Annotated in this window: 21 protein-coding genes; 16 read left to right on the top strand and 5 right to left on the bottom strand. The window is 70.8% G+C overall.

The window, feature by feature from the left end; genetic code table 11:
• Window positions 1-34 precede the first annotated feature (34 nt).
• Entirely contained in the window at window positions 35-1132 is a 1098-nt protein-coding gene (locus AB0B28_RS18380; protein ID WP_360122587.1) for a PLP-dependent aminotransferase family protein, read from the bottom strand.
• Between the two features lie 288 nt (window positions 1133-1420).
• On the opposite strand from AB0B28_RS18380, the gene AB0B28_RS18375 reads away from it, so the two are divergent.
• Window positions 1421-1939, top strand: coding sequence for a YbhB/YbcL family Raf kinase inhibitor-like protein (locus AB0B28_RS18375; RefSeq protein ID WP_360122584.1), 519 nt, complete (start codon window positions 1421-1423; stop codon window positions 1937-1939).
• Window positions 1932-3089, top strand: coding sequence for a thiolase family protein (locus tag AB0B28_RS18370; protein WP_360122581.1), 1158 nt, complete (start codon window positions 1932-1934; stop codon window positions 3087-3089). The genes AB0B28_RS18375 and AB0B28_RS18370 overlap by 8 nt, the downstream gene beginning before the upstream one ends.
• A gap of 130 nt (window positions 3090-3219) precedes the next feature.
• On the opposite strand, the gene AB0B28_RS18365 is transcribed toward AB0B28_RS18370, so the two are convergent.
• On the bottom strand, window positions 3220-3480 hold the full coding sequence (locus AB0B28_RS18365) for a cell division protein CrgA (protein ID WP_360122578.1): 261 nt from the start codon (window positions 3478-3480) through the stop codon (window positions 3220-3222).
• A 379-nt stretch (window positions 3481-3859) separates the two neighbouring features.
• Here AB0B28_RS18365 and AB0B28_RS18360 point away from each other — a divergent pair, with 379 nt between their 5' ends.
• From AB0B28_RS18360 to AB0B28_RS18340, 5 genes are all read left to right on the top strand, one after another.
• Complete coding sequence (locus AB0B28_RS18360; protein ID WP_360122575.1) at window positions 3860-4855, top strand: class E sortase; 996 nt, start codon at window positions 3860-3862, stop codon at window positions 4853-4855.
• Window position 4856: 1 nt separating this feature from the next.
• Window positions 4857-5147 (top strand): hypothetical protein, encoded by a 291-nt coding sequence (locus tag AB0B28_RS18355; RefSeq protein ID WP_360122572.1) that lies wholly within the window; start codon window positions 4857-4859, stop codon window positions 5145-5147.
• A gap of 21 nt (window positions 5148-5168) precedes the next feature.
• Entirely contained in the window at window positions 5169-5747 is a 579-nt protein-coding gene (locus AB0B28_RS18350; RefSeq protein ID WP_360122569.1) for an aminodeoxychorismate/anthranilate synthase component II, read from the top strand.
• Window positions 5748-5855: 108 nt separating this feature from the next.
• The gene (locus AB0B28_RS18345; RefSeq protein WP_360122566.1) at window positions 5856-6293 is read left to right on the top strand and encodes a hypothetical protein; all 438 of its coding nucleotides are present in this window, start codon (window positions 5856-5858) and stop codon (window positions 6291-6293) included.
• A 37-nt stretch (window positions 6294-6330) separates the two neighbouring features.
• Window positions 6331-7191 carry a YihY/virulence factor BrkB family protein gene (locus AB0B28_RS18340; protein WP_360122563.1) on the top strand — a complete coding sequence of 287 codons (861 nt, stop codon included), beginning with the start codon at window positions 6331-6333 and terminating at the stop codon, window positions 7189-7191.
• Here the strand turns inward: AB0B28_RS18340 and AB0B28_RS18335 are convergent.
• Entirely contained in the window at window positions 7188-7850 is a 663-nt protein-coding gene (locus AB0B28_RS18335; RefSeq protein WP_360122560.1) for a response regulator transcription factor, read from the bottom strand. The genes AB0B28_RS18340 and AB0B28_RS18335 overlap by 4 nt on opposite strands.
• Window positions 7847-9004, bottom strand: coding sequence for a sensor histidine kinase (locus AB0B28_RS18330; protein ID WP_360122558.1), 1158 nt, complete (start codon window positions 9002-9004; stop codon window positions 7847-7849). Before AB0B28_RS18330 ends, AB0B28_RS18335 begins: the two co-directional genes overlap by 4 nt.
• A gap of 191 nt (window positions 9005-9195) precedes the next feature.
• Between AB0B28_RS18330 and AB0B28_RS18325 the strand changes: the two genes are divergently transcribed.
• The 6 genes from AB0B28_RS18325 to AB0B28_RS18300 all read left to right on the top strand — a co-directional run bounded on the left by AB0B28_RS18325 (window position 9196) and on the right by AB0B28_RS18300 (window position 13062).
• A complete protein-coding gene (locus AB0B28_RS18325) occupies window positions 9196-10200 on the top strand; it encodes a carboxymuconolactone decarboxylase family protein (protein WP_360122555.1) in 1005 nt (334 codons plus the stop codon).
• Complete coding sequence (locus AB0B28_RS18320; protein WP_360122552.1) at window positions 10193-10606, top strand: DUF6220 domain-containing protein; 414 nt, start codon at window positions 10193-10195, stop codon at window positions 10604-10606. The genes AB0B28_RS18325 and AB0B28_RS18320 overlap by 8 nt, the downstream gene beginning before the upstream one ends.
• A gap of 206 nt (window positions 10607-10812) precedes the next feature.
• Window positions 10813-11349, top strand: a complete 537-nt coding sequence (locus tag AB0B28_RS18315; protein WP_360122549.1) for a hypothetical protein — start codon at window positions 10813-10815, stop codon at window positions 11347-11349.
• Window positions 11350-11450: 101 nt separating this feature from the next.
• Complete coding sequence (locus AB0B28_RS18310) at window positions 11451-12020, top strand: NUDIX domain-containing protein (RefSeq protein WP_360122547.1); 570 nt, start codon at window positions 11451-11453, stop codon at window positions 12018-12020.
• Complete coding sequence (locus tag AB0B28_RS18305) at window positions 12017-12547, top strand: NUDIX domain-containing protein (protein ID WP_360122544.1); 531 nt, start codon at window positions 12017-12019, stop codon at window positions 12545-12547. Before AB0B28_RS18310 ends, AB0B28_RS18305 begins: the two co-directional genes overlap by 4 nt.
• Complete coding sequence (locus tag AB0B28_RS18300; protein WP_360122541.1) at window positions 12544-13062, top strand: NUDIX domain-containing protein; 519 nt, start codon at window positions 12544-12546, stop codon at window positions 13060-13062. Before AB0B28_RS18305 ends, AB0B28_RS18300 begins: the two co-directional genes overlap by 4 nt.
• Before the next feature lie 50 nt (window positions 13063-13112).
• Here AB0B28_RS18300 and gndA read toward each other — a convergent pair whose 3' ends face one another.
• Window positions 13113-14543 carry an NADP-dependent phosphogluconate dehydrogenase gene (gndA, locus tag AB0B28_RS18295; RefSeq protein ID WP_360122538.1) on the bottom strand — a complete coding sequence of 477 codons (1431 nt, stop codon included), beginning with the start codon at window positions 14541-14543 and terminating at the stop codon, window positions 13113-13115.
• A 144-nt stretch (window positions 14544-14687) separates the two neighbouring features.
• Here gndA and AB0B28_RS18290 point away from each other — a divergent pair, with 144 nt between their 5' ends.
• The 3 genes from AB0B28_RS18290 to AB0B28_RS18280 all read left to right on the top strand — a co-directional run bounded on the left by AB0B28_RS18290 (window position 14688) and on the right by AB0B28_RS18280 (window position 17162).
• On the top strand, window positions 14688-16052 hold the full coding sequence (locus tag AB0B28_RS18290) for a cystathionine beta-synthase (RefSeq protein WP_360122535.1): 1365 nt from the start codon (window positions 14688-14690) through the stop codon (window positions 16050-16052).
• Between the two features lie 91 nt (window positions 16053-16143).
• Window positions 16144-16788, top strand: coding sequence for an SRPBCC family protein (locus AB0B28_RS18285; RefSeq protein ID WP_360122532.1), 645 nt, complete (start codon window positions 16144-16146; stop codon window positions 16786-16788).
• Window positions 16785-17162, top strand: coding sequence for a metalloregulator ArsR/SmtB family transcription factor (locus AB0B28_RS18280; protein ID WP_360122529.1), 378 nt, complete (start codon window positions 16785-16787; stop codon window positions 17160-17162). The genes AB0B28_RS18285 and AB0B28_RS18280 overlap by 4 nt, the downstream gene beginning before the upstream one ends.
• Window positions 17163-17250: the final 88 nt, after the last annotated feature.

Genomic DNA, 17250 nt, shown 5'->3' with positions numbered 1-17250 from the left:
ACGTAACGTCACCGAACGAGAACGGACGGTGCCGTCAGCGGCCCTTGGAGGTCTCCACGGCCTTCGCGAGGCGGCGCACGCCCTCGTCGATCCGGTCGGCCTTCACCGCCGAGTAGGCCAGACGCAGGCAGGACTCGCCGCCTTCGAGCACGAAGTCGGTGCCCTTGACGACCTGCACGCCCTCTTCGGCGGCCGCGGCCGCGACCTTCGCGCAGTCCACACCCTCGCCGAGGTCGACCCACAGGAAGTAGCCGCCGTCGGGGACCACGAACTCCGCGTCCGGCAGGTACGCGCGCAGCGAGGCCGCGAGCTGGTCGACCCGCTCCTCGAGGGCGGTCCGCACGGTCGCGATCGAGCGGTCCAGGCGCCCGGAGACCGCGAACTGGTGGATCGTGGCCTGCGCGAACATGTTCGGCGCGATGTACGTGTTGGTGGCGGCCTCGGCGATGCGCTTGATGAGTCCGGCCGGGCCGACCAGGTAGCCGGTGCGCAGGCCCGGGCACACGGTCTTGGAGAACGAGCACGCGTACACGACGCGGTCGTGCTCGTCCTGATCGAGCATCGTCGGGTGCTGCTCGCCGCGGAAGCGGATGTCGAAGTACGGGTCGTCCTCGAAGATCGTGAAGTCGTACTCGTTCGCGAGCTGGAGCAGCCGCACCCGCTTCTCGCCCGAGAGCGACACGCCCGCCGGGTTCTGGAAGTTCGGGATGATGTGCGCGAGCGTCGGGCGGACCCCGCCCTTGAGGATCGACTCCAGCTCGTCGACGTCGAGGCCGTCGGCCTGGACGCGCACCGGGTGGAGCTCGCCGCGCCGCTGGCGCAGGCCCAGGAGCGTCCGGTCGTAGCTGGGGCGCTCCACGATCACCGGCGAGTCGGGCTTGACCAGCTGGTCGAACAAGAATGCGTCGGCCTGCATCGAACCGTTGGTGATCAGCACGTTCTCGGTGTTCACGCCGTGCTTGGCGGCGATCCACTCGCGCAGCGGGCCGTAGCCCACGGACGTGCCGTAGCCGGTGACCCCGGCCGGATCGGCGTCGAGCGCGGCGACCGCGGAGGCCTTGAGGCCGTCGGTGTCGACGATGTCGAGGGACGGGGCGCCCCGGGAGAAGGAGATGACGTCGGTGTTCGGCATGCAACCAGCGTAAGCGGCCCATAGGGCGGACGTCGACCGGCATGTGCGCCCTCACGGCCCGGCACCTGGAGGCAGGTGCGGGCACCCGGCGGCAGTGAACGGCCCGCCCGGCTCGCCGAGGCGTGCGCGGCCGACTCGGGCCGGGCCGCGATACGGTGCAGTGGTGGGCCTTTCGGGCCCGGGTCGTGCGTCACGAACCTCGGTTCACCCGGATCGGTGAAGCACGACCGAAGGCCGGACACTCGGCCCGGCGGGCCGACGCCCGCGGGACCCAGAAGGAGGAGGACGATGACGTCGCTCGACCGCACACAGGCCCCCTGGCCCTACGATTTCCTTCCCCCGCTCCCCTCGTTCACCGTCGTCTCCGACGACGTGGCCGAAGGCGTGCGCCTCGACCTCGCCCAGACCGCCGGGGCCGACGTGTCCCCGCACCTGGCCTGGTCGGGCTTCCCCGCCGAGACCGCCGCGTTCGCCGTGACCTGCTTCGACCCCGACGCGCCGACCGGTTCGGGCTGGTGGCACTGGATGCTCCTGGGCCTGGACGCCTCGGTGACCGAACTGGCGACCGGGGCCGCCGCCGCGCCACCCGCGGGAACCGTGCAACTGCGCAACGACTCGGGGAGCGTCGGCTACGCGGGCGCCGCGCCGCCTCCCGGCGACCCCGACCACCGCTACCTGTTCGCCGTCCACGCCCTCAAGGCGCCCGTGGACGTGCCCGAGGACGCCTCGATGGCCGTCGGGGCGTTCCACTTGACGTTCAACGCGATCGCCCGCGCCGTCATCGCCCCGGTGTACCGCAATGCCTGAAGCCGTGATCCTCGCCGCCGCCCGCACCCCGCTGGGCCGCCGCGGCGGCGCCCTCGCCGACGTTCACGCCGTCGACCTGGCCGCGCACGCGATCAACGCGGCGCTGGTGCGCTCGGGGCTGGACCCCGACGCCGTGGACGACGTGGTCCTCGGCTGCGTCTCGCAGGTCGGGGAGCAGTCCTGGAACGCCGCCCGCAACGCGGTGCTGGCCGCGGGCTGGCCCGACGCGATCCCCGGCACCACAGTGGACCGTCAGTGCGGGTCCAGCCAGCAGGCCCTGGCGTTCGCGGCCGCTTCAGTCCTGGCCGGGCACGCCGACGTGATCGTCGCCGGCGGGGTCGAGTCGATGTCGCGCGTCCCGATGGGTTCGAGCGTCGGCGCGGGCGCGGGGACGCCGTACGGTCCGGCGGTGCGGCTGCGGTACGCCGCGCACGTCGACGCCGAGGCGCCGGTGCCGTTCAACCAGGGGCTGGCCTCGGAGCTGGTGGCCGAGCGCTACGGGATCTCCCGCGAGGCGATGGACGCGTTCGCGCTGGCCAGCCACGAGAAGGCGGCCGCGGCCAGCGATTCGGGAGCGTTCAAGGCCGAGATCGCGCCGATCGCGGGCGTGGACGCCGACGAGGGGATCCGGCGGGACACGAGCGTCGCGAAGCTCGCCGGGTTGAAGCCCGCGTTCAAAGCGGACGGGTCGGTCACGGCCGGTTCGTCCTCGCAGATCTCGGACGGGGCCGCGGCGCTGGTGGTCACCACCGACGAGCACGCGCGGCGGCTGGGGGTGCGGCCGCTGGCGCGGATCGCGGCGGCGTGCACGGTCGGGTCGGACCCGGTGCTCATGCTCGACGGGCCGATTCCGGCCACGGCGAAGATTCTGCGCCGCTCGGGCCTCGACCTGGACGAAATCGACGTGTTCGAGGTGAACGAGGCGTTCGCGGCCGTGCCTTTGGCGTGGCTGGCCGAGACCGGGGCGGACGAGGACCGGCTCAACCCACGCGGCGGGGCGATCGCGTTGGGGCACCCGCTGGGGGCGTCGGGGGCGCGGCTGGCCGCCACGATGCTGTCGTGGATGCAGGACAACGACGCCCGCCGCGGGCTCCAGGTGATGTGCGAGGGCGGCGGGATGGCGAACGCGACGGTGCTCGAACTGCTGTGAGGCGAAAGCGGCGATATCACGATATTTCGTGATAAATCCGCCCTTAGGGACCCCTGGCATGAAGTTTACGCCGGGGGTCCGACATCAGTTCCGGAGAGTGGGACGCGAGGGGATCTCAGGTCGCTCGGGATCAGCGCCACTTCGAGAGTACTAGCAGGGCGCCGACCATGCAGGAGAAGCCGACGGCGAGGTTCCAGTAGCCCCACGCGGCGACCGGGTAGGCCATGCCGGAGAGGTAGAACAGCGTGAGCCAGCCGATGCCGAGCACGATGAGGACCACGGCGGCGATCGGCACCCAGGTCGGGCTCGGTTCGTAGCTCTCGCCCGAGGCGGTGTTCTTTCCCGCGGCGGTCGAGTAGACCTTCTTCTTGCGCATGCGTGACTTCGGCATCGACGACTCTCCAACTGAGGGACATGTCCGGCGTCCAGGGTACCGTCCGCCGGTGACGGGCCGTCCGCGCGGCATCGCGTAGCTCACACTCCGGATGCGCGGCAGCGCACCCCGGGTCCGTTCGAGCCGGTGAGCTGGGACGGGCCCGGGCCGGTGGACGGTTCGCAAGGCAGCGCGGAAGTCCCCCGGACCCTGGGGAATGGGCCCCCGGTTTTCAAGGGTGCCAGGAGGGTCCGACATTCCGGGCGGGGGCGGGCGGGCCCGGCGCACGTTCGGGCGATACTGCGGTTCGCGGTGCATCACTACGATGGCCTCGCGCGTTATGGTTACGACATCCCCAGGCGTTGAGAACACCGGCACGACGGAGGCGAAGCACCAGGTGAGCGATCAGGACTGGTCCCCCTTCGCGAATGAGCCGCCGAAGCCGCGGCCGGGCGGGGCCCCCGGGGCCGGGCGGGCCGGCGTCCCCAGCGGTCAGGCCAAGGTGCCGCGCCCCGAAGGCACCCCGAGCCCGCCGCTGCCGACCGAACCGGATTTCGACACGACCACCGCGCTGCGGCCCCCGCGCCTGGCGCGGGCCTCGCTCGTGCCCGAGCCGGACGGGACCGCGATCCTCCCGGTGATCGCCGACGACATGCCCGCTCCCCCCGGTGCCGAGAGCGCCTCGCGCAAGAAGCAGACGGTCAAGCGCCACCGCGGCGAGGCCGGGCTGCGGGGCACCGTGCGGGGCCTGGGCGAAGCGCTCGTCACGCTCGGCGCGGTCGTGCTGCTGTACGCGGCGTACGAGATCTTCGGGGTGTCGCAGGAGATCAACGCCGAGCAGGACACCCTCTCGGCCGACCTCGACACGATCTGGAACACCCAGGAGACCGAGGACGAGGGCGCGGCGATCCCCGAGCTCGGCGACGCGTTCGCGCGCATGTGGGCCCCGGACATCCGGGCCGAGTCGTGGACGCTGGTCGAGGGCACCAAACCGGCCGACATCGAGTACGCGCCGGGCCGGTTCCTCGACGGCGCCTACCCCGGCGAGCAGGGAAACTTCACGCTCGCGGGCCACAACGTGCCGGCGATCTTCCAGAAGATCCGCGACCTGGAACCCGGAGACAAGGTCGTGATCGAGACCAAGGACTACTTCTACGTCTACGAGGTGCAGTCGCACGAGGTGGTGGACGAGACGCAAGTGGACGTCACCGCGCCGGTGCCGCGCAACCCCGGCACGCCCCCCGGGGACGACGACTTCTGGTTGACGCTGTTCACCTGCCATCCGCTGTGGGACAACTACGAGCGCTACGTCGTGTACAGCCTCCTGGTGGACACGATCGAGCGCGACCCCGAGGGCGACCTGCCCGAAGCCGCAGTCGACGCGGAGGCCTGACGTGTACTCGTGGATCTGGAAGAAGCTGCCCGGCGGCCTGCCGGGGAAGATCGGCGGCTCGGTGGCCCTGAGCGCGGGCATGCTGCTGCTGCTGTGGTTCGTGGTGTTCCCGGCGGTGCGCCCGCACATGCCCTGGAGCAATGTGGACCCCGCCGGCGAGGTGAACATCGAGAGCGACCAGTCGCCTTCGGAGGGCGAGACGTGCACGCCGGGCCTGGACTGCCAGAACACCGAGTTCGACCCCGAGGACTGGCAGACCCAGCAGTCGCCCGGCGCCGAGGACGAGGATTGACGATCATGCCGGGACGCGGTGATGCGTAGCGTACTGGTCGTGGACTTCCGCGACTCGTTCGTGCACACCATCGTGTCCTACCTGCGGGCCCTGGGCGCGCGGGTGGAGGTGCGGCGCTCGGACCGGACCGACGCCCGAGAGGCGGTGCGGCTGCGTCCGGCCGGGCTCCTGCTGTCACCGGGGCCGGGGCGGCCCGACGAGGCCCGGCTCGGGCACGAGCTGCTCGACCGCTTCGCAGGAGAGATCCCGGTGCTCGGCGTGTGCCTGGGGCATCAGGTGATCGCCGAACATTGGGGCGCGACCGTCTCGCGCGCGGCCGAGCTGCGGCACGGCGAGACCTCCCCGATCCGCCACGACGGCGCGGGCGTGTTCGCGGGGCTCGCGAACCCGTTCACCGCGACCAGATACCACTCGTTGGCGGTCGAGCGCCGCTCGGTGCGCGCGCCCTTGGAGGTGACGGCCACCAGCGAGGACGGGACCGTGATGGGGCTGCGGCACCGGGGCCTGGACGTGGAGGGCGTGCAGTTCCATCCCGAGTCGATCCTCACCGAGGACGGCAGCGCGCTGCTGGGGAACTGGTTGGCGCGCATCGAACGTTGAGTTCGGCGCGCTCGGCCCGTGCGCCGAGACCACCGATCGGCGGTGCGGTCGCCTAAGCTGTGTGCGCACGTCTCGGGCGCCGTCCGGCGCCCCTACCCGGGGAGCCGCATGAGTGACCAGGACTGGGATCCTCGCCGTAGGCCCGCGGGCTCGGTGCTGGCCGGGGTCCTGCTGCTGCTGGCGGGCGCGTGGCAGGTGTTCGTCGGCTACGCGGTGGCCGGCGGCGAGACGTACCTGTTCACCGGCGGCGGCTACTGGTACCGGGCCGACAACACCGGTTGGGGCTGGGTGAACATCGCGATCGGGGTGGCCGCCATCGTGATCGGGTTGGCGCAGCTGGGGTCGGGGCGGCGCATGGAGCGGCTGCGGCGCACCGCGGCGCCGGGCCTGTTGGTGGCGGTGCTGTCGGCGCTCAACCAGTTCTTCCTCGCGCCGCAGTTCCCGCTGTGGGCGACGCTGGTGATCGCGGTGGACGTGATCGTCATCTGGGAGTTGGCGACGCGGGTGCGCACTGAGGACGACGAACCCGATCGGATGACGCGTTAGGCCCCATTCGGTGCCCGTTCCTGGCACGGTTGGGGTCATGGGACGTTCGATGGTGGCCGCGGGGAAGCGGTACGGTGCCGCGAATCGGGGCGACGCGGCCGCGGCCCTGACGTATTACTCGGTGCTGTCGCTGTTCCCGGCGATCCTGGTGGGGACCTCGATGATCGGGCTGCTCAGTCCTGACGCGACGGACGCTTTGCTGTCGGGGGTGGCCTCGCTCGCGCCGGAGGACACGTTCGCGATCATCGAGGACGCGGTGGCGCGGCTCCAGGTCAACCCGCGGACCGCGGGCGCTCTGGCGCTGGTGGGGCTGGCGACGGCGCTGTGGGCGGCGTCGAACTATGTGGCGGCGTTCTCGCGGGCGCTCAACGCGGTCAACGGGACCGGTGAGACCCGCACGTGGTGGCGGGTGCTCGTCGTGCGCATCGTGCTGACCGTGGTGGTGGGGGCTTTGACGGCGGTGTGCGCGGTCGTGGCGGCCACGGGCGGGTCGGTGGCGCGGGCGATCGGGCATGCGATCGGTGCCGACGACGCGGCGGTGACGGTGTGGAACTGGGTGAAGTGGCCGATCATCGTGGTGCTGGTGGTCGTGATCGTGGCGTTGCTGTACTGGCTCGCGCCCGCCAAGCGCACGCCGCTGCGGCGGCGCGCGCCGGGGGCGGCGCTGGCGGTGGTGCTGTGGCTGGTCGCGTCGGCCGGGTTCGGGTTGTACGCGGCGAACTTCGGCAGCTACGACGAGACGTACGGTGCCTTGGGCGGGGTGATCGTGTTCCTGGTGTGGCTGTGGATCACGAACGCGGCGTTGCTGTTCGGTTCGGAGTACAACGCCACGGCCGAGCCCGAGACCGACACGGCGGGGACCGCCGAAGGGGAGGCCGGGGAGCCTTCGGCGGCTTAAGCGGCGCCTTTGGGTTGGACCAGGCCCGATTCGTAGGCGAAGACCACGAGTCCGGCCCGGTCGCGCACGGCGAGTTTCATCATGGCGCGGTGGACGTGGGTCTTGGCGGTGGCCGGGCTGATGAACAGGCGCTCGGCGATCTCGGTGTTGGTCAGGCCGCGGGCCACCAGCGCCACGATCTCGGTCTCGCGGCTGGTGAGGCCTTCGACTTGCCCGGCGAGGCGCGCGGGCGGGTGGGCCACGTATTCGGCGACGAGTTTCGCGGCGATCGGCGGTGAGAGGAGGGTCTCGCCTGCGGCGGCGGCGCGGACGCAGCGCAGGAGTTCTTCGGGTTCGGTGTCCTTGACGAGGTAGCCGGCGGCTCCGGCGCGGAGCGCGTCGAAGACGTAGGCGTCGAAGGAGTAGTTGGTGAGCATGACGACGCGCAGGGCGTCGAGGCGGTCGTCGGCGGCGATGGCGCGGACGGCGCTGATGCCGTCGCCGCCGGGCATCTCGACGTCCAGGAGCGCCACGTCGGGCCGGTATTCGGCGGCGAGGCGGACGGCGGTGGGGCCGTCGGCGGCTTCGGCGACGACGGTCATGTCGTCTTCGGCGTCGATGAGGGCGCGGAAGCCGCCTCTCATGAGCGGCTGGTCGTCGGCGAGGAGCACGCGGATCATGAGGCGGCCTCCGGTTCGAGTGCGGGGCGGGTCTGCTTCGGCACCTCACGCGACTCGGTGTCGGGGAGGGTCGCGCGGACGGTGAACCCGAACTCGCCCGGTCCGATGTGGAGTGTGCCGCCGATGGCGTCGACCCTTTCGCGCATGCCGGTCAGGCCCCGTCCGGGTTCGACGCGGCCGGGCGCGCCGTTGTCGGCGACTTCGACGTCGAGTGCGCCGTCCTTCTGGTGGACGCGGACGCGGACGCGGTCGCCGCTGGAGTGGCGCACGGCGTTGGTCAGGGCCTCTTGGACGATCCGGTAGGCGGCGTGGTCGGCCTCTTCGCCGATCGCGGCCGCGTCCTCGATCTCGCATTCGATCTCGATCGCGAAGCCCAGGCCCCGGTAGCGGTCGGCCAGGGCGGTGACGCGGGAGAGGCGGTGGCCGTCGTCGTCGCGGAGCATGGTGAGGGTTTCGCGCAATTCTCGGGTGGCGTCTTTGGCGGCGGCTTCGACGGCGACGAGGGCGGGAGCGGGTTCTTCGCCTCTTTTGCGGGCGAGGTGGAGGGCGACGCCGGCTTGGACGCGGATGACGGAGATGGAGTGGGTGAGGGAGTCGTGGAGTTCGCGGGCGATGCGGACGCGTTCGTCGGCGGCTTTGCGGCGGACGGCTTCTTCGCGGGTGTGTTCGGCTTCGGCCATGTAGGCGTCCCTTTGGCGGCGGGATTCGCCGGAGATGAGGGCGACGTGGAGCCAGCCGATGATGAGCATGGACTGTTGCAGGACGTCGCCGGTGAGCTGGAATCCGGCGGATTGCCAGTTGCCGAGGCCGGTGGTGGCCGAGAGGATGAGGACGATGGTGATGGTGAGTTTGCGGTGGCCGAGGTAGGTGGCGACGGCGATGGAGACGAGGGCGGGGATGGCCGAGAGGGGGCCGATGTGGAGGTGGCCGCCGATGACGAGGAGGGCGACGTTGGCGAACATGACGGCGCGGGGGTAGCGGCGCCAGAGGGGGAAGAGGAGGGGGCCGATGACGAGGATCGGCCAGCCGTACCAGGCGAGGCCGTCGTTGAGGGTTTTGGCGATTCCCGAGATGAGGGTGTCGGCCAGGAGGACCGCGGCGACGGCGAGGTCGAGCCTGCGCCCGCTGAGGCGGCGCGCTTGGTGTTTCGGCATGGGGCCATCTTATTGCGGCTGGTCGCGGGCGTCGTCGGCTCGCGGTGCAGGCCACAAGTACTCCGCAGGGTGTAGGCGGGGGTGTGCGGTGCTGCGTTCGGCGCGCGCGGGATTGTCGGCGCGGGGCGGACGACGCGGTGCGGCGGGGCGGGAAGGCTTGGGGGACGCGACGATGAGTGGAGGAGCACCCCATGTCCCCTGTTGTGCAACATGTCGTACCGGTTGAACCGAAACGCGCCGATGGCCTGGTGGCCGAGGTGTACGGGCAGGTGCGGTCGGAGCTGGGCGTGATCGGTCCGGCGATCACGATGTTCTCGCCGGCGCCGGAGCTGTTGGCGTCGGTGTGGGCGCTGCTGCGGGAGTCGCTGCTGGTCGGTGGGCCCGAGGAGCGGAAGGCGAAGGAGGTCGTGGCGACGGTGATCGCGGTGCGGGGCGGCTGCCGGTTCTGCACGGACGCGCATTCGATGATGTTGCACGCGGCCGGGGAGGCGGAGTTGGCAGAGGCGCTGCGTGCGGGGCGGGCGCCTGCGCAGTGGTCGGCGTTGGCGGATTGGGCGGTCGATCCGGGGCCGGAGGGGCCGTTCGCGGCGGAGGCGGCGCCGCGGTTCATCGGGACGGCGCTGGTGTTCGAGTTGATCACGCGGCTGGTGCGGGCGATGGGAGCGAATGCGTCGCCGAGTCCGGTGACGCGGACGAAGTTGGGGCGTTCGGTGGCGTCGCGGCTGGTGCGGGAGGCGGTGGCCGCGGAGGTGGAGCCGGGCCTGAGCCTGGGTCTGCTGGAGCGGTGGCCGGATTGGGCGCGGGAGATCAAGGTGCGTGAGCCCGGTTGGGCGCCGGGTTCGCCGGTGGGGCGCGCGTACGGGGCGTTGCGGGGGATGGCCGCGTACGGGTCGATGCTGCTCAGCGAGGAGGCCGCGGACGCGGTGGCGCGGACGGTGGGCGCAGCGGGGACCGAGCTCAGAGCGCGGCCTCCGGTGTTGGCGGGGGCGCGGGATCTGCCTGCGCAGGCGGGGCTCGGGGCGCGGCTGGCGGTGTCGGCGGCGCTGGCGCCGGGTGCGGTGGCGGCTTCGGATGTGGAGCAGTGGCGGGGCGATGTGTTCACCGACCACTGTGTCGTACACCTGTTGACGTACGGGGCGATGACCGCCGTGGACGCCGTGCAGGACGAGATCGAGACGAGGAATGTCGATGCTTAAGTTCTTTCGGGTCTGGACGATCCTGCTGCAAGTGCTGATCGGGGTCCAGTTCTTCCTGGCCGGGTACGGGGCGATCGCGGCCGGTTCGCCCGATGAGGCGTTCTCGCTGCACATCATGAACGGCCGCTTGATCGCGGTGGTGGCGCTGCTGGGCATCGGGTTCGCGGCCCTGGCCCGCTCGGGCGGCAAGCTCGTGGGCTTCATGGCCGGCGCGTTCGGCCTGGTGGTCTTGCAGTCGCTGATCGCTTTGGTGAGCGTCGCGGGCACGGTCCCGGGCCAGATCATCTTCGGCTTCCACGCGATCAACGCCCTGATGATCATGGGAGTGGTCGAAGCCGCGGGCCGCCTCACCAAGAAACTCCAGGCAGAACGCAAAACCCCGACCTTGGAACCGGCCACGGCCTAAGGAAACCCGAAAAAGGGCCCGCGGCGATTTCGCCGCGGGCCCTGCGTTCGCGATCACACGTCACCCGTCCGGGGTCGGCGTGTCGTTGCCGTGAAAGCGCCTCAGTCTGTAGTGTTATGTATACATTCCTACGCAAAGCGCCTTCGGAAACTCGCAGATCGGTGTCACCACGGGTTGCAGGCCGAAACCGAGAAGGGAACTTGACAGTGACTGTCTACGCGTTCGAGCTGCATTTCTCCGCCCCGCCCGGCGAGCAGGTCATCGACGCCTTGTACGAGGCGGGCTGGGATGACGCCGTGATCGGCTTCGATCCGGAAAAGGGCGGGGAAGGATCGGCGTTCTTCGACCGCGAGGCGCCGTCAGCGCTGCAGGCGGTCGTCTCCGCGATTCGACAGGCGCGCAAAGCGGGGGTTGAGCCGCTCGGCGTCTCCGAGGACTATGTCTCCTTGAAGGAGATCGCCGAGCGTACCGGTCGGACGGTGGGCGCCGTCGATCACTGGGTAACCAATCGGCGCGGCCCTGGCGACTTCCCCGAGCCGCGGGTGCCGCGTCCGCGGGTGAGCCTGTATTCGTGGGCCGAGGTGACGATGTGGCTGGTGACGAACGGCCTCGCCGCACTGTCACCGGCCGATGTGGAAATCGCTCGGGTCTGCGAGGTGGCCGACGCCACGCTCCGCGCCAAGCGACTCCAGCGAGACCTGCCCCCCGCCGACCAGGAGGCACTGCTGGCAGCAGTCGCCTGACAGAAGACGTCGCTGCCGGGTTCTTGAAGGCTGGGCCCGGCGGCTGCGTTCTGCGATCTCGGTGGATTGTCGTCGCTGGGTTCGGGGCACATACTCGGGGGATGGCCGAGAGAGAAGCAGAAGTGATCCGGCGGCGGTGTGCTCGGGTGTTGTTGGTGGATGAGGCCGATCGGGTGCTGTTGTTCTACAGCCGGGACTACATGGGGCCGGGGGTGGAGTATTACGTCACTCCTGGTGGGGGGTTGGACGCTGGGGAGAGTCTGGAGGAGGGGGCGGTTCGGGAGGTGTTCGAGGAGACCGGGTTGCGGCTCGATCCCGGGGAGCTCGGGCCTGTCGTGGCGGAGACCGCCGGGGACTGGTCGGACAGTCCTGAGCTGGTGATTCATTCCGAGGACGTGTACTTCTTCGCGCGGGTGCCGCACTTCGAGCCGGTCCGGGACCGGTTGGAGACCGTCGAGCGGGCCGAGTTCACCGCCGCGCGCTGGCTCGGCCTCGACGAGGTCGCCGCTTGCGATGCGCGCGTGTTCCCCGCCGCGATCTCGGACCTGCTGAAGGCCCTCGTAGACGGTGCGAGACCCGTTGCGCCCGTACGGCTCGCGTGGGGCGCGTGGCTGTGGGATGCCGATAGAGACTGGACGCCTACGCAGCGTGCCACCATAATTGAGCGGTGAACGCGACGAACGAAACACCCCGAATCGACCGGTACGGTGCACGGTGCATCGTCATCGACGAGCAGGACGCGGTCCTGTTCATCGGCCGGTCCGCCCTGCCCGAGCGGCCCGCGCGGTGGTTTCTTCCCGGTGGCGGGATCGACGCGGGCGAGCGGCCCGTCGACGCCGCGGTGCGGGAGCTGCGCGAGGAGACCGGGCTGCGGCTCGCACCCGCGGACCTGGCCGGGCCCGTCGCCCGCCGCACGTTCACCCGCTCCCGCGACGGGGAGGTGTTCACGCAGGACAACTACCTGTTCTACACGCGCGTCGAACGGTTCACCCCGCGCGTCTGCGGCGGAGACGCCTACGAGCAGGACCTCGAGTTCCGGTGGTTCACCGCCGCCGACCTGGCGACGGCCGAAGGCACCGACGACCCGTTCGACCCGCTCCTGCACCTGATCAAACGGCTCATCGACGGTGACGTGCCCGACGAGGCGCTCCGCCTCGAACCGGCCGGGAGCCCCACCACCGACACTTCAGTGCGATGACCATCGAATCCGAGACCGGCGCCGATTTCCGCGTCTCCGCGCGCCTGCTCATGCTCGCCCCCGACGACACCGTCCTCCACGTCGGCGGCACCCGCTGCCGCGCAGGCGTCGAACGCTGGTTCACCCCCGGCGGCGGCACCGACCCCGGCGAGACCCTCGCCCAGGCCGCGGCCCGGGAACTCCACGAGGAGACCGCCTTCGACATCGAACCCGCGGCCATCGGCGAGGCGGTCGGATACGGCGTCTACGCGTGCTTCCCGCGCCACCGGCTCCTGATCCAGAAGAACTGGTACTTCTTCCTGCGCGTCGAACGCTTCGAACCGCGCATGCTCGTCGACACCGGCTACGAGAAGGACCTCACCTTCCGGTGGCTGCCGATCGACCGATGCGGCTCCACCGACGGGATGCTCGAACCCCAGCGGCTCGTCGACCTCGTCAAGCGCCTGCGCGACGGCGAACGCCCCACTGAACCGGTCGACCTCGGCGGGTCCTACGGGCCCGAATTCACGCACTGAGACGCCGAACGGCACCGCCCCGAGGGCGGTGCCGTTTCGCTTGCGCGGCTTTAGAGTTCGATCTCGTTCCGGTCGCCCGACCAGTCCGTGTGGAACGTGCCCTCACGGTCGACGCGCCTGTACGTGTGCGCGCCGAAGAAGTCCCGCTGGCCCTGGATCAGCGCCGCCGGGAGCCGGCGCGAACGCAGACCGTCGTAATAGGCCAGCGCCGAGGAGAACCCCGGGGTCGGGATGCCCGCGAGCGCCGCGGTGGCGACGACGCGGCGCCACGCGTCCTGCGCGTCGGTGACGATCTTGGTGAACTCGGGTGCGGCCAGCAGCGTCGGCAGGTCGGGGTCGGAGCGCCAGGCGTCGGTGATGCGGTCGAGGAAGCGGGCGCGGATGATGCACCCGGCGCGCCATAGCGCCGAGCACGAGCCCAGGTCGATGCCCCAGTCGTATTCGGCGCTGGCGGCGGCGATCTGGTCGAAGCCTTGGGCGTAGGCGACGATCTTGGATGCGTACAGCGCCTGGCGGACGTCCTCGACGAAGTCCTCGGGGAAGTCGGGTTTGGCGGCCGGGCCGGTGAGGAGGTCGACCGCGCCTTCGCGCTGCTTCACTCCCGAGGAGAGGGCGCGCGCGAACGTGGCCTCGGCGATGCCGGTGACCGGGACGCCCAGGTCGAGGGCGTTCTGGACGGTCCAGCGGCCGGTGCCCTTCTGCCCGGCCTGGTCGACGATGACGTCGACGAGGGGTTTGCCGGTGGCGGCGTCGGTGTGGCCGAGGACCTCGGCGGTGACCTCGATGAGATAGGAGTCGAGGTCGCCGGCGTTCCATTCGGAGAAGACGCGGGCGAGGTCGGCCGGTTCGATGCCGACGCCGCGGCGCAGCAGGTCGTAGGCCTCGCCGATGAGCTGCATGTCGGAGTATTCGATGCCGTTGTGGACCATCTTGACGAAGTGGCCCGCGCCGTCGGGGCCCAGGCGGGTGCAGCACGGGGTGCCGTCGGGGGCCTTCGCGGCGATGGCTTCGAGGATCGGGCCGAGGGACTCGTACGATTCGGCCGAGCCGCCGGGCATGATCGCCGGGCCCAGGAGCGCGCCCTCTTCGCCGCCGGAGACGCCGGTGCCGACGAAGTGGAGGCCCTTTTCGCGCAGCGCGGCTTCGCGGCGGCGGGTGTTCTCGAAGTGGGCGTTGCCGCCGTCGATGATCATGTCGCCCGGTTCCATGAGGGCCGCGAGCTGGTCGATGACCGCGTCCGTGGCGCTGCCGGCCTGGACCATGATCATGGCTTTGCGGGGGCGTTTGAGGGAGGCGACGAAGTCCGCGAGCTCCTCGGCGGGAACGAAGTCGCCCTCGTCGCCGTGCGCTTCGACCAGCTCGGTGGTCTTGGCGTGGGTGCGGTTGTAGACGGCGACGGTGAAGCCGTGGCGGGCGAAGTTCCTGGCGAGGTTGGAGCCCATGACGGCCAGCCCGACCACGCCGATGTCGGCGGTGCTCATGCCTGTCTCCCTTGTGTTGCGTAAGAGGTTCTGCGACCCGATTGTCGCCGGTCGGCCCGGCGCGGGGCGCACCACGGCCGATCGTATCCACGCTGCGGGATCGGCGCGCGCGCCTGGCGGGGAAGTCCGTCATAGGCTGGACGGATGCAGTACTACGAATCGGTCTTGGACCTCATCGGGAACACCCCGCTGGTGAAGCTCAACGCGGTCACCGAAGGGGTGGCCGCGACCGTGCTCGCGAAGGTCGAGTACCTCAACCCGGGCGGGTCCATCAAGGACCGGATCGCCCAGCGCATGATCGACGAGGCCGAGGCCTCGGGCGCGCTCCGTCCCGGAGGGACGATCGTGGAGCCGACCAGCGGGAACACCGGGGTCGGGTTGGCGATGGTGGCGCAGCGGCGCGGCTATAGTTGCGTGTTCGTGTGCCCCGACAAGGTCTCCGAGGACAAGCGGAACGTGCTCAAGGCGTACGGCGCCGAGGTCGTGGTGTGCCCCACGGCGGTCGACCCGGAGGACCCGCGCTCCTATTACAAGGTGTCGGACCGCCTGATCGACGAGATCGAGGGGGCGTGGAAACCCGACCAGTACTCGAATCCGGCGAACCCGGCTTCGCACTATCACGGGACCGGCCCCGAGCTGTGGGCCCAGACCGAGGGGCGGATCACGCACCTGGTCGCCGGGGTCGGCACCGGTGGGACGATCACCGGGCTGGGGAAGTACCTCAAGGAGGTGTCGGGCGGGAAGGTGCAGGTCGTGGGCGCCGACCCGGAGGGTTCGGTGTACTCGGGCGGGACGGGCCGCCCGTACCTGGTCGAGGGCGTGGGCGAGGACTTCTGGCCCGAGAACTACGACCGGGCGCTGGCCGACCGGATCGTGGAGGTCACCGACGCCGAATCGTTCGCGATGACCCGCAGGCTGGCCCGCGAGGAGGGCCTGCTGGTCGGCGGCTCGGCGGGCATGGCCGTGGTGGGGGCGTTGGCGGTGGCGCGGGACGCGTCCCCTGAGGACGTGATCGTGGTGGTCCTGCCCGACGGGGGCCGCGGGTATCTGTCGAAGATCTTCAACGACGCGTGGATGACCGAGTTCGGGTTCATGGGCGGCTCGGGCCAGACCACGGTCGGCGAGGTGCTGGCGAGCAAGGGCGGCGACATCCCCGAACTCGTCCACGTGCACCCGCAGGACACGGTGCGCGAGGCGATCGACATCATGCGGCAGTTCGGGGTGAGCCAGATGCCGGTGCTCAAGGCCGAGCCGCCGGTGACCTCGGGCGAGGTCGCGGGTGCGGTGGCCGAGCGGGACCTGATGGACGCGCTGTTCAGCGGCAAGGCCACTTTGCACGATCCGATCGAGCGGCATGTGGGCGAAGGCCTGCCGACGATCGGTTCGGGCGAGCAGGTCGAGCGGGCCGTGGCCGCGTTGCAGGACCGGGACGCTTTGATGGTGTTCGCCGAGGGGAAGCCGGTCGGGGTGCTGACGCGTCAGGACCTGTTGACGTACGTGGAGAACTGAACGTTGCCGCCGGGTCCGGGGTTTCCCGGGCCCGGCGGTGTGTTCGGGTGTAGCCTCGTTATATAAGTCGCAACTTATACAAGGAGGTCTCATGTCCGATCCCAACGACCCGATCGCCGCCGCCGGGATGGTGGCGCGCGAGATCCGCACCGGCGAACGAGGCGGCGAGGCCACGAAAGTCCTGGTCGCGCGCCGCACCTACCGCGCCGAGCAGACCGACGTGTGGGACGCCCTGACCAACCCCGAGCGGCTCCCCCGCTGGTTCCAGCCGATCAGCGGCGACCTCGAAGTCGGCGGCCGCTACCAGTTCGAAGCCCAGGCCGGCGGGATCGTCGAACGCTGCGACGCCCCCGAGACCCTGGCCGTGACCTGGGAGTTCGGCGGCGGCATGTCCTGGCTCGAAGTCAACTTGTCCCCCGGCGGGGACGGCACCGTGCTCGAACTGGTCCACGAGGCCCCCGTCGACCCGGCCATGTGGCGCCAGTACGGGCCCGGCGCGGTCGGCATCGGCTGGGACGGCCTCCTCCACAGCCTCGGCTTCTACCTCGCCACCGCGTCCTCGCTCGACGCCGAGGAATGGGAGGCGTGGATGACCGGCCCCGAAGGCGCCGACTACGCCCGCCTCCTCGGCGACGCCTGGGGCGCGGCCGCGATCGCGGGCGGCGACGACCCCGAGGAGGCGAAGGCCGCCGTGGACGCCGTGGTCGCGTTCTACACCGTCCCGCCGCAGGCGTGAGCGCCGACGCCGCCTTCGAAGCCCTCGGCGACCCGGTGCGCCGCAGGATCATGGAGCTCCTGGGCGAGGGCGAACGGCCCGCCGGGGCCCTCGCCGAAGCGCTCGAACAGGCCGGGCGCCGGATCTCCCAACCCGCGGTCTCGCAGCACCTCAAGGTGCTGCGCGAGGCCGGACTGGTCACCGTCCGCGCCGAAGGCACCCGCCGCATCTACGGCGCCGACCCCGAAGGGCTCGCCGCCGTCCAGGACTGGCTCGCCCGGTTCGCCGACGGCTTCTCAGGCCCACTCGACGCGCTGGCGACCGAGCTCGCCCGCGGCAAAAGAGAGCGGCGCCTCGCCGGGGAAGCGGCCCGCGAAGGCCGCGGCGCGGCCTGACCTGCGCTCCCACTCACCGCTCCGAATAGGAAACATCCCGACTCGTTCGGTTGCGGGCCTTGGAAAATCGGCCCGCATACCGGGCGAG

The organism is Glycomyces sp. NPDC046736 (assembly GCF_040645615.1).
In the GTDB taxonomy this organism is placed as follows: Bacteria; Actinomycetota; Actinomycetes; order Mycobacteriales; family Micromonosporaceae; genus Glycomyces.
The sequence above is the reverse complement of the archived record's forward strand: the minus strand, read 5'-3'. Positions and strand labels throughout refer to the sequence as shown.

Bases quoted from the DNA above. Each gene is read 5' to 3' on its own strand.
- AB0B28_RS18380 (WP_360122587.1), bottom strand. From the start codon at position 1,132: ATGCCGAACACCGACGTCATCTCCTTCTCCCGGGGCGCCCCGTCCCTC.
- AB0B28_RS18375 (WP_360122584.1), top strand. From the start codon at position 1,421: ATGACGTCGCTCGACCGCACACAGGCCCCCTGGCCCTACGATTTCCTT.
- AB0B28_RS18370 (WP_360122581.1), top strand. From the start codon at position 1,932: ATGCCTGAAGCCGTGATCCTCGCCGCCGCCCGCACCCCGCTGGGCCGC.
- AB0B28_RS18365 (WP_360122578.1), bottom strand. From the start codon at position 3,480: ATGCCGAAGTCACGCATGCGCAAGAAGAAGGTCTACTCGACCGCCGCG.
- AB0B28_RS18350 (WP_360122569.1), top strand. From the start codon at position 5,169: ATGCGTAGCGTACTGGTCGTGGACTTCCGCGACTCGTTCGTGCACACC.
- AB0B28_RS18345 (WP_360122566.1), top strand. From the start codon at position 5,856: ATGAGTGACCAGGACTGGGATCCTCGCCGTAGGCCCGCGGGCTCGGTG.
- AB0B28_RS18340 (WP_360122563.1), top strand. From the start codon at position 6,331: ATGGGACGTTCGATGGTGGCCGCGGGGAAGCGGTACGGTGCCGCGAAT.
- AB0B28_RS18335 (WP_360122560.1), bottom strand. From the start codon at position 7,850: ATGATCCGCGTGCTCCTCGCCGACGACCAGCCGCTCATGAGAGGCGGC.
- AB0B28_RS18330 (WP_360122558.1), bottom strand. From the start codon at position 9,004: ATGCCGAAACACCAAGCGCGCCGCCTCAGCGGGCGCAGGCTCGACCTC.
- AB0B28_RS18325 (WP_360122555.1), top strand. From the start codon at position 9,196: ATGTCCCCTGTTGTGCAACATGTCGTACCGGTTGAACCGAAACGCGCC.
- AB0B28_RS18320 (WP_360122552.1), top strand. From the start codon at position 10,193: ATGCTTAAGTTCTTTCGGGTCTGGACGATCCTGCTGCAAGTGCTGATC.
- AB0B28_RS18310 (WP_360122547.1), top strand. From the start codon at position 11,451: ATGGCCGAGAGAGAAGCAGAAGTGATCCGGCGGCGGTGTGCTCGGGTG.
- AB0B28_RS18300 (WP_360122541.1), top strand. From the start codon at position 12,544: ATGACCATCGAATCCGAGACCGGCGCCGATTTCCGCGTCTCCGCGCGC.
- gndA (WP_360122538.1), bottom strand. From the start codon at position 14,543: ATGAGCACCGCCGACATCGGCGTGGTCGGGCTGGCCGTCATGGGCTCC.
- AB0B28_RS18290 (WP_360122535.1), top strand. From the start codon at position 14,688: ATGCAGTACTACGAATCGGTCTTGGACCTCATCGGGAACACCCCGCTG.
- AB0B28_RS18285 (WP_360122532.1), top strand. From the start codon at position 16,144: ATGTCCGATCCCAACGACCCGATCGCCGCCGCCGGGATGGTGGCGCGC.